Origin of the sequence: Afipia sp. GAS231 (assembly GCF_900103365.1) — a bacterium.
Taxonomy (GTDB): Bacteria; Pseudomonadota; Alphaproteobacteria; order Rhizobiales; family Xanthobacteraceae; genus Bradyrhizobium.
In genome coordinates this window covers 6432465-6458413 of sequence record NZ_LT629703.1, presented here as the reverse complement: position 1 = coordinate 6458413, position 25949 = coordinate 6432465, and the positions used below count along the sequence as shown (strand labels likewise).

24 protein-coding genes are annotated in these 25949 nt (G+C 62.0%); 14 read left to right on the top strand and 10 right to left on the bottom strand.

Features of this window, described 5'->3' with window-relative positions; translation table 11 throughout:
- Window positions 1–200: 200 nt before the first annotated feature.
- Window positions 201–1175, top strand: a complete 975-nt coding sequence (locus BLS26_RS30335) for a DUF2336 domain-containing protein (protein ID WP_092516160.1) — start codon at window positions 201–203, stop codon at window positions 1173–1175.
- 191 nt (window positions 1176–1366) lie between these two features.
- Here BLS26_RS30335 and BLS26_RS30330 read toward each other — a convergent pair whose 3' ends face one another.
- Together BLS26_RS30330 and BLS26_RS30325 are read right to left on the bottom strand one after the other, a co-directional pair.
- Window positions 1367–1711 (bottom strand): DUF1491 family protein, encoded by a 345-nt coding sequence (locus BLS26_RS30330; protein WP_092516159.1) that lies wholly within the window; start codon window positions 1709–1711, stop codon window positions 1367–1369.
- 83 nt (window positions 1712–1794) lie between these two features.
- Window positions 1795–2490 (bottom strand): DJ-1/PfpI family protein, encoded by a 696-nt coding sequence (locus tag BLS26_RS30325; protein WP_092516158.1) that lies wholly within the window; start codon window positions 2488–2490, stop codon window positions 1795–1797.
- A 104-nt stretch (window positions 2491–2594) separates the two neighbouring features.
- Here BLS26_RS30325 and BLS26_RS30320 point away from each other — a divergent pair, with 104 nt between their 5' ends.
- Window positions 2595–3602 carry a GlxA family transcriptional regulator gene (locus BLS26_RS30320; protein WP_092516157.1) on the top strand — a complete coding sequence of 336 codons (1008 nt, stop codon included), beginning with the start codon at window positions 2595–2597 and terminating at the stop codon, window positions 3600–3602.
- Here the strand turns inward: BLS26_RS30320 and BLS26_RS30315 are convergent.
- Complete coding sequence (locus BLS26_RS30315; RefSeq protein WP_172804728.1) at window positions 3571–4260, bottom strand: peptidoglycan-binding domain-containing protein; 690 nt, start codon at window positions 4258–4260, stop codon at window positions 3571–3573. The two genes, BLS26_RS30320 and BLS26_RS30315, sit on opposite strands and share 32 nt — an antisense overlap.
- Window positions 4253–6058, bottom strand: coding sequence for an ATP-binding protein (locus tag BLS26_RS30310; RefSeq protein ID WP_092516156.1), 1806 nt, complete (start codon window positions 6056–6058; stop codon window positions 4253–4255). The genes BLS26_RS30315 and BLS26_RS30310 overlap by 8 nt, the downstream gene beginning before the upstream one ends.
- A 423-nt stretch (window positions 6059–6481) precedes the next feature.
- Between BLS26_RS30310 and BLS26_RS30305 the strand changes: the two genes are divergently transcribed.
- Window positions 6482–6892 (top strand): DUF5330 domain-containing protein, encoded by a 411-nt coding sequence (locus BLS26_RS30305; RefSeq protein WP_092516155.1) that lies wholly within the window; start codon window positions 6482–6484, stop codon window positions 6890–6892.
- A gap of 91 nt (window positions 6893–6983) precedes the next feature.
- A complete protein-coding gene (locus BLS26_RS30300) occupies window positions 6984–7415 on the top strand; it encodes a SufE family protein (protein ID WP_092516154.1) in 432 nt (143 codons plus the stop codon).
- Here BLS26_RS30300 and BLS26_RS30295 read toward each other — a convergent pair whose 3' ends face one another.
- The gene (locus tag BLS26_RS30295; protein WP_092516153.1) at window positions 7416–7832 is read right to left on the bottom strand and encodes a MucR family transcriptional regulator; all 417 of its coding nucleotides are present in this window, start codon (window positions 7830–7832) and stop codon (window positions 7416–7418) included.
- A gap of 183 nt (window positions 7833–8015) precedes the next feature.
- The gene (locus BLS26_RS30290) at window positions 8016–8882 is read right to left on the bottom strand and encodes a hypothetical protein (RefSeq protein ID WP_092518785.1); all 867 of its coding nucleotides are present in this window, start codon (window positions 8880–8882) and stop codon (window positions 8016–8018) included.
- A 356-nt stretch (window positions 8883–9238) separates the two neighbouring features.
- Between BLS26_RS30290 and BLS26_RS30285 the strand changes: the two genes are divergently transcribed.
- The 3 genes from BLS26_RS30285 to BLS26_RS30275 all read left to right on the top strand — a co-directional run bounded on the left by BLS26_RS30285 (window position 9239) and on the right by BLS26_RS30275 (window position 13674).
- Entirely contained in the window at window positions 9239–10888 is a 1650-nt protein-coding gene (locus tag BLS26_RS30285) for a glycosyltransferase family 39 protein (RefSeq protein WP_092516152.1), read from the top strand.
- A gap of 108 nt (window positions 10889–10996) precedes the next feature.
- Window positions 10997–11776, top strand: coding sequence for a class II aldolase/adducin family protein (locus BLS26_RS30280; RefSeq protein WP_092516151.1), 780 nt, complete (start codon window positions 10997–10999; stop codon window positions 11774–11776).
- Between the two features lie 935 nt (window positions 11777–12711).
- Complete coding sequence (locus tag BLS26_RS30275; protein WP_092509475.1) at window positions 12712–13674, top strand: IS110 family transposase; 963 nt, start codon at window positions 12712–12714, stop codon at window positions 13672–13674.
- A gap of 662 nt (window positions 13675–14336) precedes the next feature.
- Here BLS26_RS30275 and BLS26_RS30270 read toward each other — a convergent pair.
- Window positions 14337–15368: an IS110 family transposase gene (locus tag BLS26_RS30270; RefSeq protein WP_092516150.1), complete on the bottom strand. Its 1032-nt coding sequence runs from the start codon at window positions 15366–15368 to the stop codon at window positions 14337–14339.
- Between the two features lie 286 nt (window positions 15369–15654).
- Window positions 15655–16788 (bottom strand): ABC transporter substrate-binding protein, encoded by a 1134-nt coding sequence (locus tag BLS26_RS30265; RefSeq protein ID WP_371360712.1) that lies wholly within the window; start codon window positions 16786–16788, stop codon window positions 15655–15657.
- Window positions 16789–17451: 663 nt separating this feature from the next.
- On the opposite strand from BLS26_RS30265, the gene BLS26_RS30260 reads away from it, so the two are divergent.
- Window positions 17452–18204 (top strand): outer membrane protein, encoded by a 753-nt coding sequence (locus tag BLS26_RS30260; RefSeq protein ID WP_092516148.1) that lies wholly within the window; start codon window positions 17452–17454, stop codon window positions 18202–18204.
- 246 nt (window positions 18205–18450) lie between these two features.
- Here the strand turns inward: BLS26_RS30260 and BLS26_RS30255 are convergent, their stop codons facing one another.
- Entirely contained in the window at window positions 18451–19047 is a 597-nt protein-coding gene (locus BLS26_RS30255; protein ID WP_371361048.1) for a L,D-transpeptidase, read from the bottom strand.
- 478 nt (window positions 19048–19525) lie between these two features.
- On the opposite strand from BLS26_RS30255, the gene BLS26_RS30250 reads away from it, so the two are divergent.
- On the top strand, window positions 19526–20764 hold the full coding sequence (locus BLS26_RS30250; RefSeq protein ID WP_244541733.1) for an MFS transporter: 1239 nt from the start codon (window positions 19526–19528) through the stop codon (window positions 20762–20764).
- Window positions 20765–20879: 115 nt separating this feature from the next.
- The gene (locus BLS26_RS30245; RefSeq protein ID WP_157676622.1) at window positions 20880–21332 is read left to right on the top strand and encodes an energy transducer TonB; all 453 of its coding nucleotides are present in this window, start codon (window positions 20880–20882) and stop codon (window positions 21330–21332) included.
- Between the two features lie 51 nt (window positions 21333–21383).
- Here BLS26_RS30245 and BLS26_RS36055 read toward each other — a convergent pair whose 3' ends face one another.
- Window positions 21384–21575, bottom strand: coding sequence for a hypothetical protein (locus BLS26_RS36055; RefSeq protein WP_157676621.1), 192 nt, complete (start codon window positions 21573–21575; stop codon window positions 21384–21386).
- A gap of 238 nt (window positions 21576–21813) precedes the next feature.
- Here BLS26_RS36055 and BLS26_RS30240 point away from each other — a divergent pair, with 238 nt between their 5' ends.
- The 4 genes from BLS26_RS30240 (at window position 21814) to BLS26_RS30220 (ending at window position 25618) form a co-directional block, all read left to right on the top strand.
- Complete coding sequence (locus BLS26_RS30240) at window positions 21814–22056, top strand: hypothetical protein (protein WP_092516144.1); 243 nt, start codon at window positions 21814–21816, stop codon at window positions 22054–22056.
- A 342-nt stretch (window positions 22057–22398) separates the two neighbouring features.
- Entirely contained in the window at window positions 22399–22599 is a 201-nt protein-coding gene (locus BLS26_RS30235; protein WP_092516143.1) for a hypothetical protein, read from the top strand.
- A gap of 479 nt (window positions 22600–23078) precedes the next feature.
- On the top strand, window positions 23079–23570 hold the full coding sequence (locus tag BLS26_RS30225; RefSeq protein WP_244542045.1) for a hypothetical protein: 492 nt from the start codon (window positions 23079–23081) through the stop codon (window positions 23568–23570).
- A 56-nt stretch (window positions 23571–23626) separates the two neighbouring features.
- Window positions 23627–25618, top strand: coding sequence for an AI-2E family transporter (locus BLS26_RS30220; protein ID WP_244541732.1), 1992 nt, complete (start codon window positions 23627–23629; stop codon window positions 25616–25618).
- Window positions 25619–25949: the final 331 nt, after the last annotated feature.

Below are 25949 nucleotides of genomic sequence, written 5' to 3'. Positions count from 1 at the left end.
CGACATGCCATCATTAAGAACAGGACGTGGTTAACGGCATCTTAATCCCCTGCCCCCGGGCCGCTACGGATCATCAGCTGTGGCCCGGCCGACACCCGCAAAAACCGCCTTGTGCCTTCACAGGTTGTTTTCCTTAACCGGCTCTTAAAGTGCCCCGGTTAGGCTGACCGGAAGGATGACCGAAGTCGCGTACACCTGACATGACCGCAGCTCCACTATTTCCAGGTTTCGACGGGCTGATGACGCTTTCCCGTCGCGAGGGCGTCGATATCCGCCCAACCTTGCTGCGCGTGCTGACCGACCTCTATGTGCAGGCCAGCGCCCATTCCGCCGACGAGGAACGGCAGTTCGTCGAACTGACCTCCCGCCTGATCGACCAGGTCGACGACGCCACGCGTGCGGCAGTACGGGCGCGGCTGTCGGTCTATCCCGCGACGCCTGCCGAAATCATGAGCAAGCTCGGACTGCGGCGGTCACATCCAGCCCAGATCGTGCCGGTCGCACCAGCTATTGCCGCGGCTCCCCTGGAAGCCGTGCCGGTGAAGGCACCGACCGAAGCCCAATTGCGGATGGCTTCCAACCTGTCGATGCGGCCCAACGATGCCGCCGAAATCAGCGACATGTTCTTCGCCGCCAGTGCCAGCGAACGGGCGCTGATCCTGCACAATCTTTCCGACACGCCGCTGAAGGCCTCGGCGCGGATTCCTGCCGCGCGCGCGGTGCGCGCCATTCAGATCCTGGAGATGGCGGCGTACGCACAGGACACCGAAAGTTTTGCGCTCGAGATCGGCGAAGCCCTGATCTTGCCGGCGCGGATCGCAGCTCAGGTGGTCAACGATCCCGGTGGCGAGCCGTTGGCTTGCGCGGCGCGTGCGCTCGACATGCCGAGCGCGGCGTTCCAACGAATATTGTTGTTCCTCAATCCTGAATTCGGCTCGTCCGTGAACAACGTCTACCGGCTGTCGCGGCTTTACGACCGGCTCACCGAACGATCGGCGCTGGTGATGCTGGCGGCGTGGCGTGGCTCGACCATGGCGGTGACCCGCGCCAAATACCGCCCCGCTCTGTACGACGACGAGCGCAACCGCACCCGCACCGCCGCGCCGCAGGCGCGTCCCGCCGTTCAGCCCGGCAGCGTACCGGGCATTCGTACCAAGTCCTCATCCGGAAGCTAGCAATTCTGGTCTGTGTGCCTCATGGTGAGGAGCCCGCCTTTTGGCGGGCGTCTCGAACCATCGGGCACGACGTTGAACACGCGCCCTGCATGCATCCTTCGAGACGGCGCGGAGCCTGTCATCCCTGTGCGAGCGCAATTGCGCTCGTCGCGGGCGCGCCGCGACCCGTTGGCGCCGCTTCAGGATGAAGACTAGGCCTTCGCCAGATCCAGAAAATGCCGCCCCGCCCGATCCTCGGTCTCGACGATCCACACGTCGGGATCGAAGCGGATTTCCTTGGCCAGACGTTCCTCGATGGATTGCTCGGGCACGGGTTGTGGCGACGCCGCAGCAAACAACCGCTCGGTGGGACGGCTCTCGTCATAGACGGTTTGCGGCGCGGGCGCGTACAGCATCGCGTTGCCGTCGAGCGTAGCCACCTTGACGAACACCGCGCCGGCCTCTTCGGAACCGCGCCTGCGCACGGCACCGAAGATTCCCTCGGTCTGGCAACGGCGCAGATAGGCCGCCACCCATATGGATGATTTCAATCGCATAGGGGTGACGGTATAGGCCAGCGCCGAACACGACGCTAGAGCCGGCCTCAGCGCGCGATCGCCGGCGCTATCTATGCTGCGAGCTAGACTGTCGCTCGCGCGAGTTCAAACATGCCCTTGAAGACGGGTTCGTGAACCAGCAGCTTCCTGCCACCTTCGGACTCAAAACGACGGATGCGCTCCTGGATCTCGACCGCGACGTCCTGCGGCCGCGCTTCCGGAAATGGTGGCGCGGGATAATATTCGATGCCGAACTGTACCGTCTTTGCCACCTGCTCGCCTGCGATCAGTGAGGCCAGGAACAGGCCGGTGTCGATGCTGGCGGAAACGCCGGCGCCGGTGACATATTTTCCGTCGCGGTGATAGCGCTCGGCGACGAACTCCGACCCATAGGCGCGCAGCCGGTCCTGATAGAGCCAGTTGGTGGTTGCCTTCAGGCCCTTCAGCACGCCGGCGGCGGCGAGCAGACCGACGCCATTGCAGATGCCGACGGTCCAGGTCGAGGTCTTGTCGAGCCGGCGGATGGTATCGCGGAAGAGCTCGTCCGTCTCGAGCGCGAACGCGCCCGGCCCGCCGGGAACGTAGAGGATGTCGGTCGCGGTTACTTCCGAAAAATCGCGAAATGCGACGAGGCCGAGGCTTCGCGTATCGGCAGCAATGATGCCACGTTTCGCCGCGACGAACTCCGTCTCCATACCGGGGAGCCGCGCCAATATCTCGTAGCCGCCGATGGCATCGAGCGTGGTCAGTCCGTCAAAAATCAGGATCGAAAGCCGCATCTGGTCTTCTCCAAAGTCAGGGAATTGGGGGTAGCAAGCATCGAAGTCACGCTAGCCCGCGGAACGTCTTGTCAGGAATGACAATAAACTGCTATTTTCTGACAATGACGAAATCGCTGACCATGGCCCTGCTCGCCTATGACGGCTTCCAGTTGCTGGACGTGACCGGTCCCGCCGCGGTGTTCGCCGCCGCCAATCGCGAACTCAAACGCAACGTCTACAAGGTCGAGGTGCTGTCACCGCCGGGCGGCGCGGTCACCAGCGACAGCGGCGTCACGTTGCAAACCCGCGCGATGGCGCGGCCGCTTCAAGGGCGCATCGACACATTGCTGATCGCGGGCGCCGAACAGGCCGCGCTGCGCGCTGTGATTGCCAACGAGGCGGTGCGCCGCTGGATCCCGCGCCGCGCTGCGAAAGCCCGGCGCGTCGGCTCGGTCTGTTCGGGCACGTTCGTTCTGGCGTCGCTCGGATTGATCGACGGGCGGCGGGTCGCGACCCATTGGGAGGCGTGTGCGCCGCTGGCGGCGATGTATCCCGGGATTACCGTCGATCCCGAAGCCCTCTACGTGGTCGACGGCAAGGTGTGGACGTCAGCCGGCGTCACCACCGGCATCGACATGGCGCTCGCGATGGTCGAAGCCGATTGCGGCGCCGACATTGCCAATGCGATTGCGCGGCGTCTGGTGCTCTATGCGCGGCGACCGGGCTATCAGTCGCAATTCAGCCCGCTGTTGAATGCCCGCATCGAAGCCGACAGCCCGTTCGCGGATCTGATCGACTGGATGCAGAACAATCTGGATCGACCGCTGGATGTGCCGACGCTTGCGGCGCGCGCCGGCCTCGGCGAGCGGAATTTCTATCGGCGCTTTCTCACCGCCACCGGCAGTTCGCCGGCGCACTTCGTCGAGGCGCTGCGCCTGGAAGCGGCGCGCACGCTGGTTGACGGCGATCTGCCGTTGAAGGGAGTTGCAGCCAGGGTCGGGCTTAGCCCGATCCGGTTGAACCAGGCGTTCGAGCGGCGATTTGGCGTCGCGCCGCGGCTGTTTCGCGATATGCACCGGACCAAGCCGGCGCAGCCGCCTAGTCGATCGGGTGTCCGGTCATCGCGGTGAGTTCGCGCACCAGGCGATCGGACATCTGACCGGTCACCGGCAGCTTGCGCGCGTGCTCGAACTTCGAGATCGCGGCCTGGGTATCGGCGCCGACGGCGCCGGTCGGCTTCAACTGGCCATAGCCATATTGAGTCAGCGCGCGCTGCACCGCTGCGACACGTCGCGCGCCGGCGGATTGCGCAGGCGCCGGAATCGGTGCCGGCGGCCGCATCACATTGGCAGGCGCTGCGGCAGGCGCGCTGGTCGTCGACTTGACCACGAGACTGGTCATGGCATCGGCGTTTTTATCAACCATCTTGGGTTCAGCGGCTTTCACCTCAACCGGCTTCGCTTCCACCGGTTCGGGCTCAACCGGCTTGGCGGCCAGTTCGATCGGCCGCGGACGCGGCAGCGGGCTCGCGACGGCGGGTTGCGGCGTCGGCAGCGTCACCACGTTTCCGCCGAACATCGGCGACGGATGACGGCCGGCCTGCAGGAACAACGCGTTGGTGAAGATGGCGCACACGGCGGCGGCGGCCAACAAGCCCGCGACCAGGTCTTTCGGGCTGTGCAGGAGAACGCGCAGGACGAAGCCGCGCTCCTCCTCCGCCTCGATCGCAACCGCCTTGGCGCGGCGGCGGCGCGGCATGTCTTCATCGTCGTCGATACGTCTAGGCACTTTTCTTCACCTGATGGGCTTGGTCTTGGTGTCCGGATCGCAACGCGGGCTTGAGCGTCGCGATATTGGTTGGTGCTTCCGCCGTGAAGGTCAGCGGCAAGGCCACGGATACCGTGGTACCCTCGCCAATCTTGCTTTGCACGTTCATCTCGCCGTGGTGCAGACCGACCAGGCCTTTCACGATCGACAGGCCGAGGCCGGTGCCTTCGTGCTTGCGCTGATAGGTCTTGCCGGCCTGGAAGAAGGGATCGCCGATCCGCTTGAGGTCATCAGGCGCGATGCCGACCCCGGTGTCGGTGACGCGCAGCATCAGCCGCGGTCCCTCGACCGAAGCCTGGACCGTGACGTTGCCGCCGCGCTCGGTGAACTTGACGGCGTTGGCGACGAGGTTGAGCACGATCTGCTTGAACGCGCGCGGATCGCCGGTCATGACCGGGAGATCTTCCGGCGCGCGGGTGACGAGGTCGACGCCGTTTTCGCGCGCCTTCAGCGCCAGCAGATTGCAGCAATTGACCAGGGCTGCGCGCGGCGCGAACGGCTCCGGTGAAATCTCGAAGTTGCCGGATTCCATCTTCGACATGTCGAGGATGCCGTTGACCACACCCAGCAGATGCTGGCCGGAATCGTTGATCAACTGCGCGTATTCCTTGCGGCGCGCGGCGTCGATCATCAGCACGTCTTCCTGCACGATCATTTCGGAGAAGCCGATGATGGCGTTGAGCGGCGTGCGCAATTCGTGACTCATGGTGGCGAGAAAGCGCGTCTTGGAGGCATCGGCCTGTTCGGCGGCGGTGCGCGCCAGTTCGAGCGCCAGTTCCTGGACCTTGCGGTCGGTGACGTCGCGCATCACGGCGACGACTTCGGCCTCCGCGGTGGCCTGCTCGAACGGCCGGCACCGCATTTCGACCCAGATGAAATCGGCGGAAATATTCTGGCCACGAACCGCATCGCGGCGCAGGCGGAACTCGACGCTGCGCGCCTCGCCGCCGCGCGCAGCATCCGACAGCGCAGTGAGATAGGCCGGGCGGTCGGCAACATGGACGCGATCGAACAGACCGTGTCCGGTGAGCCGCGAGGCCTGTGTGCCGAGCATGGCTTCGGCCGCGGGCGAGATGAACTGCACCGCGCCGTTGCGGCTGTGCCGCGAAATCACGTCGCTCATGTTGCGCGCCAACAGGCGATAGCGGTCTTCCTCGACATACAGCAGCGACACGCTGGTGCGCGCCAGCGATTCGGCGCCGAACGCCAGGCCCGCGGCATAGAGCGTCGCCGAGGCCACGCCCGCTGCCATCAATACGCCGCGCAGGGCTGCATTCGGCTCGGCGGCTGGCAGCAGATCAAAATGCCCGAGCGCGATCAAGAGCGCGGCGCACGACAATGCCAGCGTCGAGGCAAAGGCAACCACGCGGCGCGAGGCCGAGAGCGCGGCTTCCAGGGGAACGACGACCAGCCAGACCGCGGCAAAGGACTCGATGCCGCCGGTGGTCATGGCGACCATCATCACCAGGCCGGCCAGCGCCAGCGAAGACAGGATATGCGCGCCTTCGTAACGGCCGGTGCGCGACAGGAACCAGGACAGCAGGATCGGTGCGATCAGCCAGGCAAAGGCCGCGACCTCGAGCGCCGAGGGCGCACCGCGCATCGCCAGATAGATCGGAAACGCCGCCAGCGCGACCAGACTGCCGAGCAGCCGCGGCGCCATGAACGCGCGATGACGCGCACGCGTCAGCGCGTCATATCGCGCCGAGGGATGCAGTAGCGCATCGAGACAATCGCGGATGATACTCAAAACAGTCACAGCATTTGCGCTTCGGCTTGGTCGTCGAACAGACGCGCCGGAACGCCCCCTTTATCTTTGCGTCACCGTGTCAGAGCGAACTTAAGCGAACGCTAAGGCCCGGCGGCGGAGCGGGAAACACCGTGCATTCGCGGAGCTTTCGCTGCATCCGCGCCCCTCATTTGACGCGGATGGTGAACGACAGGTTTAGAGCGCGATTGATCTATGGTTTCGAAATGGTGGATGCGCCGGGCGGACCAACTTTCGGGAGTTTTTCGCCATCAATCGAATATTTACGCCGAATCAAATCATTCGAATTTTCAGCGAATTTTCGACGCCTTTACCTCAATGCAAACACTTGCGGTTTATCGAGCGCTGTTAGTCAGGGATTTGACCTGCGGAATGCCCGCAACGGAACCAAGAAGAGACGACCGGGATCGCGAGATGTTCTTTCTGCTTCGCATGGCATTCTGGCTCGGGCTTGTGCTCGTGCTGCTGCCCAGGGACAAGACCCCCGAATCGGACAAGCTGCCGCAGATCGGCGCTTCCGAGGCCGTATCGGCTGCGACCGCCGCTGTCTCGGACATGGGCCAGTTCTGCAAGCGCCAGCCGGCAGCCTGCGAGGTCGGCGGCCAGGCCGCGACCGTGATCGGCCAGCGCGCCAAGGACGGCGCGCAGAAGCTGTACAAGATCATCACCGACAAGAAGGCGCCCGATACCGACAAGAAGGCGCCGGATCACACCGGCTCGATCGGCAGCGTCGAAGCGGCGGAAGCCGCCGTCGAGGGATCGCCACGCGACACGCTTACGCCGGACGACATGGCCGTCGAATGGCGGGTTCCGCCGACGCCATGAGCGGCAAATAACGCCACAGAATCGGTTCCATTTTCGTCGCTTTCGATGGCCTCACATCCTATATAGGCGTCTAGGAATAGAGCAGGCCACGATGACGACGATCGACGAAATCAGGGACAATTTTACGCTGCTGGACGAGTGGGACGACCGCTACCGGTACGTCATCGAACTCGGCCGCACGCTCGATCCGATGCCGGAATCCGAGCACTCCGCCGCCAACAAGGTCAACGGCTGCGCCAGCCAGGTCTGGCTCTCCAAGCAGATCGACCGCGGCAGCGGCTCAGAACCGCACCTGAACTATCTCGGCGACAGCGACGCGCATATCGTGCGCGGCCTGATCGCGATCCTGCTGACGCTGTATTCCGGCCGCACGCCGCAGCAGATCCTGGCGACGGACGCGATCAAGGTGTTCGACGAGTTCGGATTTCGCGAGCACCTGACGCCGCAGCGCTCCAACGGCCTGCGGTCGATGGTCGAGCGCATTCGCTCCGACGCGCGCGAAGCACTCGCCGCCGCGTCCTGATTACTTGCTCTTTTTCCGCGCCTGCTGGCCGAGGCCCATCTTCTTGGCGAGTTGCGAGCGCGCCACCGCGTAATTCGGCGCGACCATCGGATAGTCCGGCGGCAGGCCCCATTTGTCGCGGTATTGCTCCGGCGTCATGTTGTACTGCGTGCGCAGATGGCGCTTCAGCGACTTGAAGCGTTTGCCGTCCTCGAGACAGACCAGAAATTCGGGGCTGATCGACTTCTTGACCGACACCGCGGGCTTTGCCGGCTCCAGCGGCGTATCGGTCCGGCCGCTCGAGACCCGCAGCAGCGCTGCATGAACCTGGCTGATCAGGTTCGGAATCTCCGAGGCCTGGGTCGGGTTGTTGCTGAGATAGGCCGATACGATACTGGCGGTCAGTTCGACGGGCGTTTTGCCTGTTACATCGGTCATGGCTCAACCTTCCCTTGCGAATCGCGAGCGCGGTTCGGCGGCGCGCGGGCCGGACAGTATCCGGCCGCGACTATACATCAACCGAATCCGGTACGACTTGGCGAATATGCGCGGATTGCCGGGAATCTGACAAGAACAACGGCGTTTTATTTTCAATACGGATCGGCGTCCAAGTATTGGCGCCTAGGGCCGATGGTCGAGATGCGCGCGCAATTCGTCGATCGAGGCGAAACGCATCATGCCTTCCGGCATTTGGGCCTCGATCGAACCGTCCGAATAGAGCGAATAGGCCATGCCGTCGACGACGCCCGACTTCAGTACCGTCACTGCCGGCTGATCGCCACTCTGCGCCGGGGCACCATTGGCCTCGGGCGCCGGCGGCGGCCTTGCGCTGCGCCGCTGCGGCGGAATGTCGCCCTGCCGCCCGCGATCCGGCTTGGGCCAGGCATCATCGAACGACGCCGGCGGCGGCTCAGCCGGCTCAATCGGCGGGGCTGCGTCTGCCGGGTTCGGGCGAATATCCGCCGACAGCATGTCCGGCGGCAACGGCTCGCTGGTCCGCGCCTGCGCGCGCTCGCGCTCTTTCCGCGAGGTTGAGGAAAACAACAAATTGCGCTTGGCCTTGGGTGCCGGAGGCTCGGCCGGTTCGGGCTCAGGCGCCAACGCCGGCGGGCGATCGCGCGCGGCCTCGTCCTGCCATGGCGGCGGTGGCGGCGGTTCCGCGCTCGCGGCAGCCGGTTCGTCGCGGCTGAACAGCATACCGCCCTCGCCGGGCGCGGCCTCCCGCACAGCGCCCGGAGGCAGCACCGGCCGCACCGTGATTTCCCCGCGCGGCTCAGGCAGTCCGGCGCCGAGCCGCCGCGCGATGTTTTTCAGCTCGCGGACCGCCATCCAGAGGGCGATCATGATCGCACCGGAGCAAACGCCCATGGCGCCGATGAGAATCAGCGTATTGCCGAAACTGAATTCCTTGACCGGGATTCCCAAGCCGATCGCCAGCAGGCCCGCCAAAACAAGGCCTATTCCGGCAACCAACACACCAATCGTCATCGAACCCATCCCCGCGGCTGCGCCCGAAATGCTCGCAGTCCGCTCTTGCCACGATACCGTCATATTGTGCACATCGCCAACCGGCAATTGTGCACAGAGTTCCGCGAAAGGCCGCTTTCGGCTCCGGAAATTCCCGCCTGCCCCGGCACGGCCGGTCTCATCATTCAGCCTGCGTTCAGGCCGGCGGCCGTATTTCTACCTCCTACCAATTACTGCCTCGTTGCTGCATTGCATCAGGGAAATTAGGCCACAATTCCCAATTACTTGCTAAGGGAACTACGCTATATGAATCCCCGGGGAATGAGGCTCAAAAGCGCTAAAGCTGGGCCATAGGGGACACCGGGTTACCAATCGCCATGTCATCCATCACGACTTCTGCCCTCGACACGCCTGCGCGGCGCTCGGTGGAGCGGACCTGCGACGACCTTGCCATGTTGATGTTGGCGGTGGTCGCCTTGATCGCCAGCCTCACGTTCCGTGACTACGGACTGGGCTGGGACGATTACACCCACGCTGAATATGCCGATCTTCTGCTGAAGATGTACGGTTCCGGATTCAAGGATACCGGCGCGCTGTCGTTCGCCAATCTCTACATGTATGGCGGCGGCTTCGACATGGCGGCCGCCCTGCTGCACAAGGTTATCCCGCTCGAACTGTTCGAAACCCGCCGGCTGCTCGGCGCCGTCGTCGGCGTGATCGGGCTTGCGGTGACGTGGCGGCTGTCGCGCCGTGTCGGCGGCCCGCTGGCAGGGCTCGCGACGCTGCTGCTGCTGGTGCTGTGCCCGACGTTCTACGGGCACATGTTCATGAACCCGAAGGACGCGCCGTTCGCGGTGGCCATGGTGATCCTGCTGCTGGGCTTGGTGCGCCTCGCCGAGGAATATCCCGCGCCCTCGCCGCGCACCATCCTGATCGTCGGCTTCGGCGCCGGCCTTTCGATCGGTTGCCGGATTCTCGGCGGGCTGGCGCTGGTCTATGCGGTGGTCGGTTTCGTACCGCTGCTCGTGGCCGAAGCCCGCACCCAAGGGCCGCGCGAGGCCGCGCATCGCTTCGCCCATGTGGTCTACGTGCTGCTGCCCGGTCTCGTGTTCGGCTATCTCGTGATGGGCCTGATCTGGCCGTGGTCGATCATGGAGCCCGGACATCCGTTCGAGGCGCTGACCTATTTCTCGCATTTCTTCGAAAAGCCCTGGAAGGAAATGTTCGACGGCGCACTGGTGTCGGTGCCCGATATGCCCTGGTCGTACCTGCCGACGCTGTTCGCGCTGCAGCTTCCCGAGGTGCTGCTGGCGCTGTTGATCGGAGGCGTCGTCGGCACCCTGATGTCGCTGTCGCGCATCGAGGTGCCGGCCCGCCGCAAGACCATCCTGTTGATGTTGACCCTGGCGGCGACGCTGCCACTGGTCATCGCGATGGTGAAGCGGCCGGCGCTCTACAACGGCATCCGCCATTTCGTGTTCGTGATCCCGCCGATGACGGTGCTGGCCGGCGTCGCGTTCGGCTGGGGCATGAGCTGGCTGAAGCAGCACGCCCGTAGCTGGCAGCCCGCCGCTTTGGCGGTTTTCGCCTTCGGCCTGCTGCTGCCGCTCAGCGAAATGATCCGGCTGCATCCCTACGAATACACCCACTTCAACCATATCGCCGGCACGGTTCGCACCGCCGACAATCTGTTCATGCTGGATTACTGGGGCCTGGCGCTGAAGCAGGCCTCCGACGGCCTGCGCGAAGAACTCACCGAACGTCAGGAAGCCCCGCCGCACGGACGTAAATGGAAGGTCGCGGTCTGCGGCCCGCAGCGTCCGGCGCAGGTGGCGCTCGGCCCCGATTTCACCATCGGCTGGGACAGCCACTCCGCCGACTTCGCGATGACCTTGGGCGAATTCTACTGCAAGGGCCTCACCGCGCCGGTGCTGGTGGAAATCAAGCGCGACGACGTGGTGTTCGCCCGCGTTTACGATATCCGCGGCCGCGCGATATCGACGTTGCTCTCGATCCCGGCGCCGTAGAATATTATTTTGCCGGCATAACAGCCCCCCAATAGCGCTGCCTTGCCGCCGTTCCGGCGCAGGGCTAGGCTCGCCCACGAAAATCAACATTCGCGGGAGAAGCCAGTCATGTCGCCAGCCGAAGCACGCTTGAGAGAAGTCCCGTCCGGCATGCCGGACGCCGAGTGGAACCAGCGCATCAATCTCGCGGCCGCCTACCGTTTGGTGGCGCTGTATGGCTGGGACGATCTCGTCGATACCCACATCTCGGCGCGGGTGCCCGGCCCCGAGCACCACTTCCTGATCAACCCCTACGGGCTGATGTTCGACGAAATCACTGCATCGAGCCTGGTGAAGGTCGATCTCGACGGCAACCAGCTCACCGAGAGCCAGTACAGCATCAACCCGGCCGGCTTCACCATCCATTCGGCGATCCATGAAGTGCGCGAGGACGCCGGCTGCGTGCTCCATCTGCACACGCCTGACGGCACCGCCGTGGCAAGCTGCATGGAAGGCCTGCTGCCGATGAACCAGACCGCGCAGCTCGTCACCCACGACCTTGCCTATCACGACTACGAAGGCATCGCGCTCGATCACGACGAGCGCCCGCGGCTGCAGAAGGACCTCGGCACCAAGAACCACATGCTGCTGCGCAATCACGGCACGTTGACGGTCGGCCGCTCGGTCGCCTCCGCCTTCGAGCGCATGTACCACCTGGAGCGGGCCTGCACGATGCAGGTGCGCACCCGCATGCTCGGACCGACCGCCTATCCGGTCGAACAGGCCGTGGTCGACAAGAACGCCGCTTTGTTCGAGAACCCCGATCGGATGGAATTGCGCTCGACCACCCTGGTGTGGCCGCCGCTGCTGCGCAAGCTGGATCGGCTCGACTCGACTTTCCGCAATTGAGTTTTTGCGATTTTGGTGTAGAATAGCGTTCAACATCCTCTGCACGACCGAATTCAAACGCCGCCCAATTCCGGGCGGCGTTTTGCTTTCTTCCGTCGTCCCTGCGAACGCAGGGACCCATACGCCGCGGCCATGGTTATGGGCAAAATGTCAGCCACCGCCTCTCACCGCTAAATCACGCGGTATGGGCCTGCGTTCGCAGGGACGACAGTGGAAGATGACCGGCTCTCAAGCGCCCCACACGCGTCATCCCCCGCGCATGCGGGGGATCCAGTACGCCATGGCCTCTCGGTTCAATCATCTCTGTCTCTGGAATACTGGATCACCCGCCTTCGCGGGTGATGACAACTGAATACGACTTCGCGATCTCGCGACGCCATGCGCCCGGAGTTTTGCAAGAAAACCTTGGCCCCCAGAAATCAGAGGGCGCAGGGAAGACCGGATGCGCGCCGCACCCGCGGTCTCATGTGCGTGTTGCACAAAAATAGGCTGCACATGAGCATACAGGTTTGGCGGAAGCCTCCGGCCTTCCCTGCGCAATGGCTTTACGGCTTATACGTAATCGTCCTGGTGACCCTGCTTTTTGTGACACCATCGCTCTCGGGCAGCGTTGGCTGCCTTCGAACTTGACGCCTGCATCGGGGCGTCGGACCCAAACGATTTCGCCGTACGCAAGTGCCGCGCTCGTCAGTCGCGACCTTACGTCCACCGCTCCCTGCCCCTCGTTTGCGACGATGGCCGACGCCCCTTGTGTCCAAAAAATTTGGCAGAATGAGCGAACGGGCGGTTGCGGACCAACCGCCCGTTGCTGGAACTGAGCCCGTACGCCCCAAAGGCGACAGAGCCTGTACCAGAGCGAGGGACAGCTCCGGCGTCTTCCTCAACCCGAACAGTTGCAAGGGCTTCGAGCCCGTACCGAGCAAGGAAGGGAGTGGATGATGGCACAAGATGATCGCATTGTCGTGGGCATCGATGTGGCAAAGGACAAGGTGGATGCGTGCATTCGCTCGCTGTCATTGCGTCAGGTCTGTCCGAACACGGGACAAGGCCACCGCAAGCTGGTGGCCTGGCTTCGCAAGTACAAGGCAACCAGGGCTGTGATGGAGGCGAGCGGCGGTTACGAGCGTGACTGGGCCAAGCTACTGCGCCAGGCCGGTGTCGAGGTGCGGATCGTCGACCCCAAACGCGTCCGCAGCTTCGCGCTATCGGCCGGCCGGCTGGCAAAGAACGATGTGATCGACGCGGAGATGATCGCCTGGTTCGCCGAGATATTTACCGAGGCGCCGAGCCAGACCCACGATGCCGCACGCGAGGAGTTGCTGGCGCTGGTGAAAGCGCGCATCGGTCTGGGTGATCTCAAGACGCGCTTGCAAAGCCAAAACGAGCATGCTGCACCAGGACTGGTTCAGAAAACGCATGCCCGCGTCTTGAAGAATCTGGTCAGTGAAATTGCCAAGCTCGAGGCGGCAATTGCGGCCAAGATCAAGGCCTCGCCACACCTTGCCGAGCGTGCCGAGATCATCGAGAGCGTGCCGGGCCTCGCCGAAACGACCTCCGCCAACCTCATTGCGGGGATGCCGGAGCTTGGGCAGGTGAGCAACAAGATCGCCGGTGCGTTATTAGGCGCCGCCCCGTACGACGACGATAGCGGCCATCGGCGCGGTGAGCGTCATATCAAGGGTGGCCGCCGCTGGGTCCGCAACGCCATCTACATGCCCTGCCTCGGCGCAGCCACGCAGAACAACCCGGTGCTCAAGGCCTTCTACGACCGCCTGATTGCCAAGGGAAAGAAGCCGAAAGTGGTGCTTGTCGCCTGCATGCGCAAGCTCATCGTCATCCTCAACATCATGATCGCACGACGGCAGAAATGGGATCCCAGCCGTTACGCACTGAACTGAGCGAGCGCACCTCACCGCGCTCGGTCATCGACCGAGCGCATGCCAAGCCAACAGACCGGAGAGCGGACGGGGTCAAGGCCGTAAGCCGCCGAAGGCGGGGCGCGCCCCGCACCAGCCTTGAGGCCCGGCCGATCGCCGGTTTACTTCAGCACAGTTGCTCTGGTGGGACAGGATGGCGGGAGTCCTAGATCTGATTTGCCCGACGGCTCAACGGAAATATTTTTATCCGAAGGGCTGGACAGACTTTTGCTGATTTGCCCGTCGGGCTACTTTGTCGCAGCCGGGCATGAAGTTTCCGCTTGCACTGGAAGCGACACAGGCCCCGGCGAACCGAATGTGTGCTCAAAAATCCGGCCAAGAATTGGCCTCGTTTCAACCGCTGCCAGATGTCCTCTGTGGATGGCTCCCGCGTTGCAAGGGCTAAATTGACGCAGTGGCATTGGTCGGGTGCAGTCTTCTGTCCGGCCTGTTGATGCAGTCGGTTGAGACTGCTGGCCCTGATGGAGTCCGCGAACAAGGTCCCATTCTGTTGTTCAGGCTATGACGCCTTGGACATCACTTGGGTTGTCCCCGTTCCCGGTCTGACCGGTCTGCCATCACATCGCATCGCGCTCGCAACCTCGTGAAGCTGATCTCCTCTTCAGCTAAATCGTGTATCCTTGTTATGCGGCCAGTGCAGGCCGGTGGCCTGGACGATAGATTTCGCCGCGTGCCATGATCGCCCAGACAATCCGTGCGGTCTTGTTCGCCATCGCGACCGTGGCGACCCTTGTGGGCTTTCGCGCAAGCAGATCTGCCAGCCGTGGATCGCCTTCGGGATTTTGCTTTGCACGGCGCACAAGCGCCGTCATGCCGACAATGAGCAGCTTGCGCAGGTATTTGTCGCCCATCTTGCTGATACGACCGAGCCGCTCTTTGCCACCGCTCGACTTCTGAAGTGGCGTCAATCCCAACCAGGCAGCGAACTGCCGCCCCGAGCGGAACTGATGCGGATCGGTTACCGATGCGGCAAGTGCCGTCGCGCCGACCGGCCCGATGCCGGGGATAGTCATGAGACGACGTGCAACATCGTTGCCACGTAAACAAACGGCCAGATCGCGATCGATCTCGCGGAGCCGGACGTGGATGTCGAGCGCCTGCTGTGACAGCGTAGTGACGATCTTGGCAGCTTCAATCGGTACCTCAGGAGCTTTGCCATCGACGATCTGCCGCGCCATCAGTAGCGCCCGCTCCAGCCCCTTGGGGATGTCGACGCCAAATTCGGCCAGTAGACCGCGGATCATGTTGATCAGCTGCGTGCGCTGCTTAACCAGCAGATCGCGCGTCCGGTGCATCGACAGCGCCGCCTGCTGCTCCGGCGACTTGACCGGCACGAACCGCATCGTAGGCCGTGTCACTGCCTCGCAAACCGCTTCCGCATCGGCAGCGTCGGTCTTCCCGCGCTTCACATACGGTTTTACGTAAGCAGGCGGCATCAGCCGCACCTCATGACCGAGCTTGATTAGCTCGCGCGCCCAGTGATGCGACGTGCCGCACGCCTCGATGCCGACCAGGCAAGGAGGCAACTTGGCAAAAAATGGCAGCATCTGCGCCCGCCGAAGCGACTTGCGAACCACAGCCTGGCCGGCCGCATCGATGCCGTGGACCTGAAAAACGCTCTTGGCCAAGTCGAGGCCGATCGTGGTAATCTGCATAGCGGATGGCTCCCATTTTGCTCGTGAACGCCTGATGGCCTTCACACTTTGGCACCCAGATGCCGTGAGCGGGAGCCATCCACCTCATCTGTTGTCGGGCGCGAAGCGGACCTCAAAGGCGGGGTACGACTGCTTTTGCCGTGAACGGACATGCCGGGCCAATTAAAAGCCAAGGGATTTGGAATGGTATCGCCTTGCAGGGGAACATATGAAACGACCAGGTCGTCGACTTCTGCACGTGACGGTGCACCCTGACGGTCAGCACCAGTTGTTTCCCCGGGCACAGCTACCTGTCGACGTTGGAGAAAGCCGTTTCGAGAACATCGCCGATTGGTTGCCACGTGCGGCCGTCGAATTGAACTAGTCGCAGGTGTTCGATCGGCCGAAAGTTCCGAGGTCCAGTGCTGATTTTGATCCCAGGTAGCAAAACGGAGCCTTGGTATTCTTTGAGGGTCCCGGCCTGCTTCATGACGTTCGCGCGTGACAGGTCATTGCCGCACTGCTTGAGCACTTGTACCAGTGTCTCGGCGGCCGCGTAGCCGAAGACGGCGGCGCCGTCGTCTTTGCCTCCGGCCCGACCATACTTGTCAACAAACGACTGCCAGTCCTTTGTGGCTTTTCCGTCTTTCCAAGCTGGATCATCTGCATCCTTCAAGAAGGCGGCTGTAATCGCGCCCACAGCATTTTCCACGCCAGCAGGCTTTAGCGCGGTCGCAATCGACGAAGCCATATGGCTCAAAATGAACACAGGGTGCCAATTCAACTCCGCCGCTATTCGAATTACTTTGGCTGCGTCTTCAGGCGCTCCTGCAAACACAAAAATCTCGGCTCCTGATTGCTTCAAGATCGATACGTGCGTGTCCAGATGCGCATCTGCGATATCGTACGCGATATCGACCCTGATCATACGGGCGACACTACCGAGCCCGTCTTCCAGCCCCTTGACTATTTCTCGACCGACTTGATCGTTTTGCCAAAGAGCTACAATCCTGCTTCCGGGGTAGAACGCCTGTATGTAGTTGGCGTAGATGCGCCCCTCTTCCCGAAACGAGGGCTGCCAACCCATTGTCCACGGAAACGACGATGGATCGCTCAGATGATCGTCTCCGGAGGCGATAAAAAGTTGAGGAATTTGCCTTTCATTCAAGTAGCTGCGAACGGCAAAGTTGCCCGGAGTTCCGAAAGAGCCGAACATCAACAAGACGTCGTCTTCCTCGATAAGACGGCGCGTAAGCTCTAGGGCGGTCACCGGATTGGATTTGTCATCATATGAGATAAAGCGCACCTTACGGCCGCCAATCCCGCCGTGCTCGTTGATCATCTCAAAATACGCTGCTTCGGCTTTCCCAATCGCCCCGAAGACCTCCAAATTTCCACTATAAGGCATGAGATTGCCGATACGAATTTCAGTGTCGGTCACGCCTGGTTCGCGCACTCGCTCGGAGATCGCGCTCAAAGCAGTGAGCGCCAAGCCAATCGCAACGAGCGTTCGGACCCACGTTTGCATCGGATTAACTCAATTACAAAAGCCCATCGCTTGCTGACGATGGGATGGTCCGGCTCGCACGCGACGAGCGGTGACGCACAGCCGCCTGCACCGCTAAGAAGATGAACTCACGCCGCCGCATGTGCCCCCGAAAGACCACGCTTGTTCAAGGCCTGAAGCCTAGCACTTTGCGGCCGGGCAACGAATGATAAATGGCCACAAACGGAAGTCGTGACCTAGCTGCGGGACATCTGCTCGGTCCCCGATGCCGAACATGCAGGAACTATTCCGGCATCTCCGAAAAGTGCCCACTTCCGGACTCATGCAACGCAGCAAACAAACAACATCCCCAATCGACCATTTCACAAACGCGCACGAGCTATTTTGCGTGGCAGTCGCATGTTCTAGAAGGTCAACAGGCTTGACCTACTAGAGAATGCGGTCAATCCATGACACAACTTGCCGCCTTCCCGCCATTTTAGAAAAACTGAGTGTTGCCTTTCTGGTACGAGGTTTCAAAGTTTAAGCGCCTACAATGCTTCACGACAATGGTCGCTTGCGCATCAGGTCAGAAGCGACAGAGCTGGAGGAAATGCGATGAAGAAGCTCTTGCTGGCTACGGTGGGTTTAGTCGCAATGGGGATGGCCGCTCCCGCGTCGGCGGCCGATCTGGCTGCACGTCCCTACACCAAGGCACCACCCCCGGTGGTCGCGCTGGCTTACGATTGGAGCGGCTTCTACATCGGCGCCAACGGTGGTTGGGGATCGAGCCGCAATTGCTGGGGCATCGTTCCGGTAGCTGGTGCGGTCATCCCTGACGGTTGTCTTAGTCGGTCCGGAGGTCTCGTCGGTGGCCAGGTGGGCTACCGCTGGCAAGCCAGTCAGTTTGTTTTCGGTCTGGAAGCCCAGGGCGATTGGGCGAATCTCCGCGGCTCGCACGTCAGCGTCTTCAATCCAGCGTTCACGACTGGCGTCAACGTCAATGGCTTAGGCCTTTTCACCGGCCAGATTGGTTATGCTTGGAATGCGGCGCTGCTGTATCTGAAGGGCGGCGCGGCGGTGACAAGCAACAGCGCTTTCATAAACACCACACTCGGAGGCGTTGGTATAGCCTCGGCAAGCTCGACCCGCTGGGGTGGTACCGTGGGTGTCGGATTTGAGTACGGCTTCGCTCCGAATTGGTCGGCCGGTATCGAATACGATCACCTCTTCATGGGTAACGCAAACAATTCATTCTCGGTAGTGAACCCCCTGCTTGCTGGTGCGCTCAATCGGATCAGTCAGGACGTGGATATGGTCACCTTACGGGTGAACTACCGTTTTGGCGGCCCGGTCGTCGCCCGTTACTGATTTGCGCTCTAGTCTCCAGCAAACCTGAGCCCCGGAATCGTCCGGGGCTTTTTTGTGTTGGCATGAATACGGGCGCAGATAGTTGTCGAACGCAAGCCAAAGACGTTTGAGATCGCACGCGGGGGAGCGGAGGAGCGGGTCTTTTTTGGGCAGGAATCACTAGCTTCTTGACGAAGCCAACGCGACCCGCGATTTGCTCAGAACGCCTATCTTGGAATTATAGGCGACCCTTCCAGCGAGCTTTGATCAGCTGCGGGGACCTGCGATGGGCCCCATCCATGCTCTCCGACCCGGCGCGAGGACGACGACAGTCGCGCCTGGCCTCACCCGATCAAAGAGATCGATGACATCCTCGTTGGTCATGCGGATGCAGCCGGACGATATAGCCTGGCCGATATATTCCGGTTGGTTGGTGCCGTGGATGCGGTACAGGGTGTCCTTGTTGCCCTCGTAAAGATAGAGCGCCCGCGCGCCCAACGGATTAGCCGGACCTCCGGGAACGCGCGCCGGGTAAGGACCGAGCCGCGCCTGAATCTCCGGCGTCGGGATCCAATCAGGCCATTCAGCCATACGGCCAACCGCAGCGACGCCGGAGAAGGCCATCGCTTCCTCCCCCACTGCCACGCCGTAGCGGATCGCCTTGCCTTGCGGCAGGACGTAATAGAGATAGCGCGCGTCGGTATCGACCAGGATCGTACCCGGCGCCTCTCTGCGCGAATAGTCGACGATATGCCGACGATAGGACTCTGGGATGTCTACCTGCGCATAAGGCGGATGGGCCAGCAACTGCCGGTCCCTTGGAGTCAAACTGGCATCCGTCGAGGGTGCGAGTGTCGCTTGCATGCAACCGCCGAGCGCAAGCCCGAGCAGTCCAATCAGCAACAACGTGAGCCTGGACCTCGGCACCGCCGGTCCTCCAAAGCGTTACGTTGCTCCATTTGCTTCTCGAATAGTGCAGAAATCAAGGCGTCATGGAGACAACCCCGCGATAACAAGGTTGGGCGCAGCTTGGTCTCCAGTTGCAGTGTGGGATCGAAGTCCATTCGGGTCAAACTCGGTCTTCGAGTCGCGACAGAGCTAGTTCTGTTGTTCCCCCAACAGCGGACAAACGGCGATTGCATCCGCACGTCGGTTTCGTGCCACCAAACGGACCTGAGCGTGTAGCCTGACGATGTCTGCTCTTGAGGGCAGCGCGGACACGCACGCAGCGCACATGTCACCTGCTCAGGCGCCATCTTGTGCCTTGCTGTCGTCTGCGCTGTAAGGGACCCTTTCGCGCCGGGCACCGAGCACGCTTTGGCCCTTCAGGAAACCCGATCTCATGACCGAAGCTCCCTCCTCCGCGCCATCGTCCCCGCGATCGTTTGCAGCGATGCGCCACTCAGGCTTCCGGGCGCAGTTCATCACCTATGTGCTCTCGATGATGGCCGACAATATCGAGCATGTGATCAGCTACTGGGTGGTGTTCCAGAAATTCCATTCGCCGGCGCTCGGCGGCTTTGCGGTGCTGTCGCACTGGCTGCCGTTCCTGCTGTTCTCGGTGGCGTCCGGCGCGCTGGCCGAACGCTTCGATCCGCGCCGCGTCATTCAGGTCGGCATGGGCCTGTTCATCCTGGCCTCGCTGGCCTGGGGCTATTTCTTCATCACCGACACGTTGCAGATGTGGCAGGCGATGCTGATCCTGGTGATCCACGGCTGCGCCGGGGTGCTGTGGCAGACGCCCAATCAGATGCTGATCTACGACATTGTCGGCCCGCAGGATCTGGCGAGCGCGGTGCGGCTGAACGCGATGGCGCGCTATACCGGCATCCTGGTCGGCCCCGCCGTCGGCGGCGCGATCCTGCTCGCGCTCGGTCCGGCGCACGGCATCATGCTGAACACGGTGTTCTACCTGCCGCTGGTGCTGTGGCTGATCAAGGCGCCCTACGGCCCGCGCTTTCGCAAGGGCACACCGCCGCCGCGCCGGGCCGTGCGGGGCCTCGCCGACATCGTCAACACCATGCGCGACGTCCGTCAACACACCGTCATTGTCGCGATGACGGTGCTTGCCGGCGCCGCATCCTTCTTCGTCGGCAATGCCTATAGCTCGCAAATGCCGGGCTTCGCCGCCGAACTCGGCCATGGCGATCCCGGCGTGTCCTACAGCATGCTGCTGGCGGCCGACGCCGCCGGCGGCCTGCTGGCCGGCCTTGCGCTGGAGGGGCGCAACATATTGCCGCCGCGGCCGCGCACCGCGATCATCCTCGCGCTGCTGTGGTGTGTGGCGTTGACGGTATTTGCGCTATCGCACAGCTACGCGCTGGCGCTGTGCTTCCTGCTCGTCGCCGGCTTCCTCGAACTGTCGTTCAACGCGATGGCGCAGAGCCTGGTGCAGATCAATGCCCCGCCCGACATGCGCGGCCGTGTCATCGGTCTGTTCAACATGGCAAGCCTCGGCTTGCGCGCCTTCAGCGGCATCTCGGTCGGCCTGCTCGGCAGCCTGATCGGCATCCACTGGTCGCTGGCGCTGTCGGCGATGGCGACCATGATCGTGGCGGGGGGATTGCTGGCGGTGCAGTGAGGAACGCGGTGGTCCGACGGCTCCCTATTGCGCAAAATCGTTCTACGGGTAGTGTGTGATAACAAACCATCTCCACGTGTGACGTCTCTCACTCATGCAAGTAAAAGCTCCTTTGTTGGCCGGCCTGTTCGGACTGCTGTTGGTCTCGACGATCCCCTCATATGCGCAGATGGTCGACGTACAGCCAAACCGGGCTGAAGCCTGGAAGAAGAAGATTCTAATCCAGTTGGCGAGCAAGAAAATGTTTCCGCCTGGAGCGAGTGGCCAAGGTGGCGCGGCCAAGGTCAAGTTTGTCATTGACCGGCAGGGCAAGCTGATTTCCAGAGAACTGGTGGAAAGCAGTGGATCTGAGTTGCTCGATACGGCGGCACTGAGCATGGTTGAGCGTGCTGCGCCATTTCCCGAGCCACCCACCGAGGTGGGGGATGATAGGTTCAACTTTACGGTGCCCGTTATCTTTACCAAGCAAAAGCAAGCGCCTTGGGCCGGCGGACAATGGCCTGCCGACTTTGTCGCGGAGCAGGGCAAGGTGGACGCTAAAATTCGCGGCATCTGCCGTGGCTGCTAGCAGTGAATGAGCCCGGTTGATACGGGCCGGCAGTGTCGTCTTGTCCGATGATCAAAACCGCCGCGCAGTGAGGCGGCCTTGCTCCAGATCGAGAGCCTTAGCCTTGGCCATTCCCTCTACTGTATTTTGTAGAGGCGATTCTATTTGTTGAATTTGCGGTGGATTATCTTTGATCTGTCCTTTGTCGCAGCCGGTCAGCAACAAAATAGTAACGACTGGAATTCTTAACATTGGCATCGCCATTGCTGCATCTTTCTCTATGTCCCCCTTTCTGGACTGCACCCTGCACAATTTCGCCTCTGAAGACTTTCAGAGAGACGCAATTTATCGTCTAGATTTTCTTTAGAGGCGCCTCAAACGTCGGCCTGTGCAGAACCGGGCACCAACAAGTGTCAGCCCTCATATACCGATAGGGTCTGGTTTCCAAGGTACGCAAAACGCATCATTAATGTTTTGCTCGAACATTACGGGTCCATCCCCCATGTTTGATCGTTCGAGCACCATGAAGCAGTCAGAGGCGAAGCGTCTCATCCTTGAAGCATGGGATCGATGGGTGCAAAGACAGGCGCTCGATGCCGATGGAGTCACAGGCAGAGACTCGCTGAAGTTTTTCATCGAGCTTCAGGATTCAAAATCTTCGCTCCTGAACTTCCAGACAAGGGGCCGAGACAAGTGGCTGACGATCCATGCATGGCTGGTGAGCGAAACCCGTCTTCGTTCATGAGCGCGGGAACTCTGCTGTGTCGCACGAGCAACGCTCGCGTGGCTTTCGCTCGCGGAACCGCTTTAAGACTCCCCAATTTTTGCCACACTCTATAGGGTCGACTCATTCGGTCGGCGGGCTGGGGGCGTAGCCTGACTTAATAACTCAAGGCTACAGGAAGACCGCCTTCGGGCGGTCTTTTTGTTTGGACGGAGTCGGTACGACCAGACTCGTCTTCAAGGCAGGTCGGTCCGGGGAAGGCTCCCGTATCCCGCCTACAATTGCACCATCACGATACTGGAACGATACGAAGCAGCAGGCCTTACCTCTTCAGAGATCGAATCCAACTGAAGAGTTAGCCCGATGGAAACCCTCCCCGTTGATCGTGCCCTGAGCATTTACGGCGCCCTGGCCGACCGTTCCGAGATGAAAGGCGCCCGCGAGCGTCTTTCAAGGCACTTGATGCAGCTCTACATCGAGGGTGAAAAGAACCCGCACCGCCTGACGGTGCATGGGCTTTCTTACCTTCGCGAACTGGATCGGGAACGCGACCTCAGAAACTGAGCCAGACGACTGAAGGCTGAAATAGAAGGCTGAAATTGAAGGCTTGGGGCGGCATCATCCCTTTTGGGCCTGCCGCTGCTTGCGCAGCGAATCGCGCCGCATCAGGCGTGCCTTCGCGGCACGGACCGCATCCGTTCTGCTCAACTTCGTCTTCGGCAGCGATGGCCCGGGGCCATCAGCATCGTTCGAACCGGGCATGGGCGGGAGCAGCGGAACCGGCCTCGTCGCGCCGCAATCGACGGGCTGCATGCTCATTGGACCGGCGTGTCGGGGTTCGCGTTTTATCATTTGGGGAAAACGCGGGGATGCCGAATTTGTTCGATTTCATCCGCTGCCTCCCGAGCAGCGTTCGGGGAAGGTCCCGCAGCAAAAGGTTCCATCGTCTTCGTGAATAGACAGCGTGTTAACGGTGCAACCTAAGCGCCCGTCGCGCCTTGTCTTACGGGAGAACGCGCGTGAGCCTCATATTCAAACCATTTGTGTTCATCTTGGCCGCCATCTACTTCCTGGTGGACGCCGCCTTCTGGACGCTCGCCAGGCCGGTCATTCGCTGGCTGGCGGACCACTGGATTTTCGCGAGCTTGCGGACCTGGGTGATGTCGCTGGGCCCCTATCCCACGCTGGCGCTGTTTGTCATCCCGGTTCTCATTCTCGAACCCGCCAAGCCGTTCGCCGCCTACCTGACCGCAACAGGCCACGTGGTCAGCGGACTGATGGTGCTTGGCGTCGCTGAGGTTCTCAAGCTCGCGCTGATTGAACGGCTGTTTTGCATCAGCCGCGACAAGCTGATGTCTATTCCAGCCTTCGTGTGGTGCTATGCGAAGTTTCAGCACGCTCAGAGCTGGATCAAATCGCTTGGTGCATGGCGGCTCGCGCGGCGCGCGGCCCTGATCGCCAAGCGGAGCATTCGCCGATACGTCCTCGCTTACGAGTCACGGGAGCGGGATCAGGTGTCCTGGCAGTGGCGCTGACCGGGCTGCGCTATCGGCCGTCCACCATATCCCTCCCGCGTTCCCAGAAAGCCTCCATGAGCTTGATCACCAGGAAGATCACCAACGGCCGCACGACGGACGAGTTGATGGCTTTGCTGAGCGCCGTCGCCTGCTCGATCCTGGCAGCCCTGTTCATTGGTGCGCTGTATTTCGGCCGCGAGATATTCGTCCCCATCGCGCTCGCGATCCTTCTCAGCTTCGTGCTCGGGCCACCGGTCGGACTGCTGCAGAAAGCCCGCGTTCCCCGTGGCCTGGCGGTGGTGGGCGTGGTCTTCCTGGCGTTCTCGGTCATTTTCGGCCTCGGCACCCTGATCGCAAACCAGTTGAGCCAACTGGCCGGAGACCTGCCGGTCTATCAATCGACGATGCAGGAGAAGATCAAATCGGTACGCGGCGCCACCGCGAGCAGCGGCACGCTGGAACGTGCGGCCGATATGCTGCAGGAGTTGAGCCGGGAGCTCGACCGGCCAAAGGATGACAAGTCGGGCCGCGGCGCGATCTCGCGTCTCGGCGCTCCCAATGCGGCCGGAACGACCCAGCCCATCCCGGTTGAAGTCCGTCAGCCCGACCCGGGCGCGCTGGAAAACCTGCGCAGCCTGATCGCGCCCCTGCTCAATCCGCTGGCGACCACCGGCATCATCATCATCTTCGTGATCTTCATCCTGATCCAGCGCGAGGATCTTCGAAACCGGCTGATACGGCTGGCGGGTTCGCATGATCTGCAACGAACCACCGCCGCATTGGACGATGCCGCGACGCGCCTCAGCCGGCTGTTTCTCGCTCAGTTGATGATCAACGCCACCTTCGGCGTGATCATCGCGGTCGGACTTACTTTCATTGGCGTTCCCAGCGCGATCCTCTGGGGTATTCTGGCGGCGGTGTTGCGGTTCGTTCCCTACATCGGTTCAGCCATCTCGGCGGCATTTCCGCTCGCTTTGGCGGCCGCCGTCGATCCCGGCTGGTCGATGCTGGCATGGACGCTGGCGCTTTTTCTCGGGGTCGGGCCGATCGTAAGCCAAGTCATCGAACCGCTGGCCTACGGTCAGAGCACCGGATTGTCTCCCGTCGCCATCGTCGTCTCGGCGACGTTCTGGACGGCGCTGTGGGGCCCGATCGGACTGGTGCTGGCAACGCCGTTGACGGTCTGCCTCGTCGTGCTGGGACGGCATGTCGAGCGGCTCGAATTCCTCGACGTGATTTTTGGCGACAGGCCCGCGCTATCGCCGCCGGAGATGTTCTACCAGCGGATGCTTGCCGGCGATCCGACCGAGGCTGCAGGAAAGGCGGAGGAATTCCTCAAGGAGAAATCGCTGTCTTCGTATTTTGACGAGGTCGCGCTCAAGGGGCTGCTGCTGGCGCAGGCCGACGCCAAGCGCGGCGCGCTGGACCAGGCGCGCATGACCAAGATTCGCGACGCGGTGACTGAGTTTGCCAGCGACCTTTCCACCCAGAACGATTCGATACCCGAGGTGACCTCACCGACCATGGATGCGGAGGCGGCGGCCGCGGTCGAAACCGTCCCCGACACCGCCATCTCCAGCAATTTGCCGGTGGTGCAGAAAGCCGACCTTCCACTCGACTGGCAGGGAGAACACCCGGTGCTCTGCCTGGCCGGACGCTCCCCGCTCGACGAAGCGGCAGCCGTGCTGTTTGCCCAGCTTGCCAATGCGCACGGCCTCGGTGCGCGGGTTGAGTCCGCGGACGCACTTTCGACGACCAATATCGCAAAACTGGAGACGGCCGGCGTTGCCATCGTCTGCCTGTCCTACCTCGACGCCAGCAGTCCCGCCCATATGTGCTACTCGGTCCGGCGGCTTCGTCGCAAATTTCCGAAGACCACCATCATGCTCGGTTGCTGGGCCGAAAACATCGACAAGGAGGCGCTGGAAGAACTCCGCGAGGTGGCCAAGGCCGATACGGCTGCCGGGAGCCTGCGCGAAGCCATGATGATCTGCCGAACCAGCGCCGGCGTCGAGGAGCACGAAGGACTGCCGAACCACGTGACCGCGGCGGTCAGGGTCGCGTAACGCGATACGCCGGTGACGGATCTATTTCAGGCAGCCCCGTTTGAAGGCGCCCTGTGCAGGCCGTTCTTGGCCTTCTTTGGCTGCACCGTCAGACGAAGTGCCACGTTCGCGGAGCCATCGAATGTCTCGAGCAGATGGTTGCACGTCAGGCACCGAAACTCGCCGAGAGTTCCGGGTTTCGATTGCAACTCGATGCGCCGATAGCCGGCCTGGCACGCGGGGCAAGTGACGTCTGATTTCTTCATGCTCCTCAAATTAGCACCGGGCGCGCGGCTATTCCAGCCTGTTTCGGGCGGCGGCGTTGTTCAGATGACAATAACGTGTCGCAATT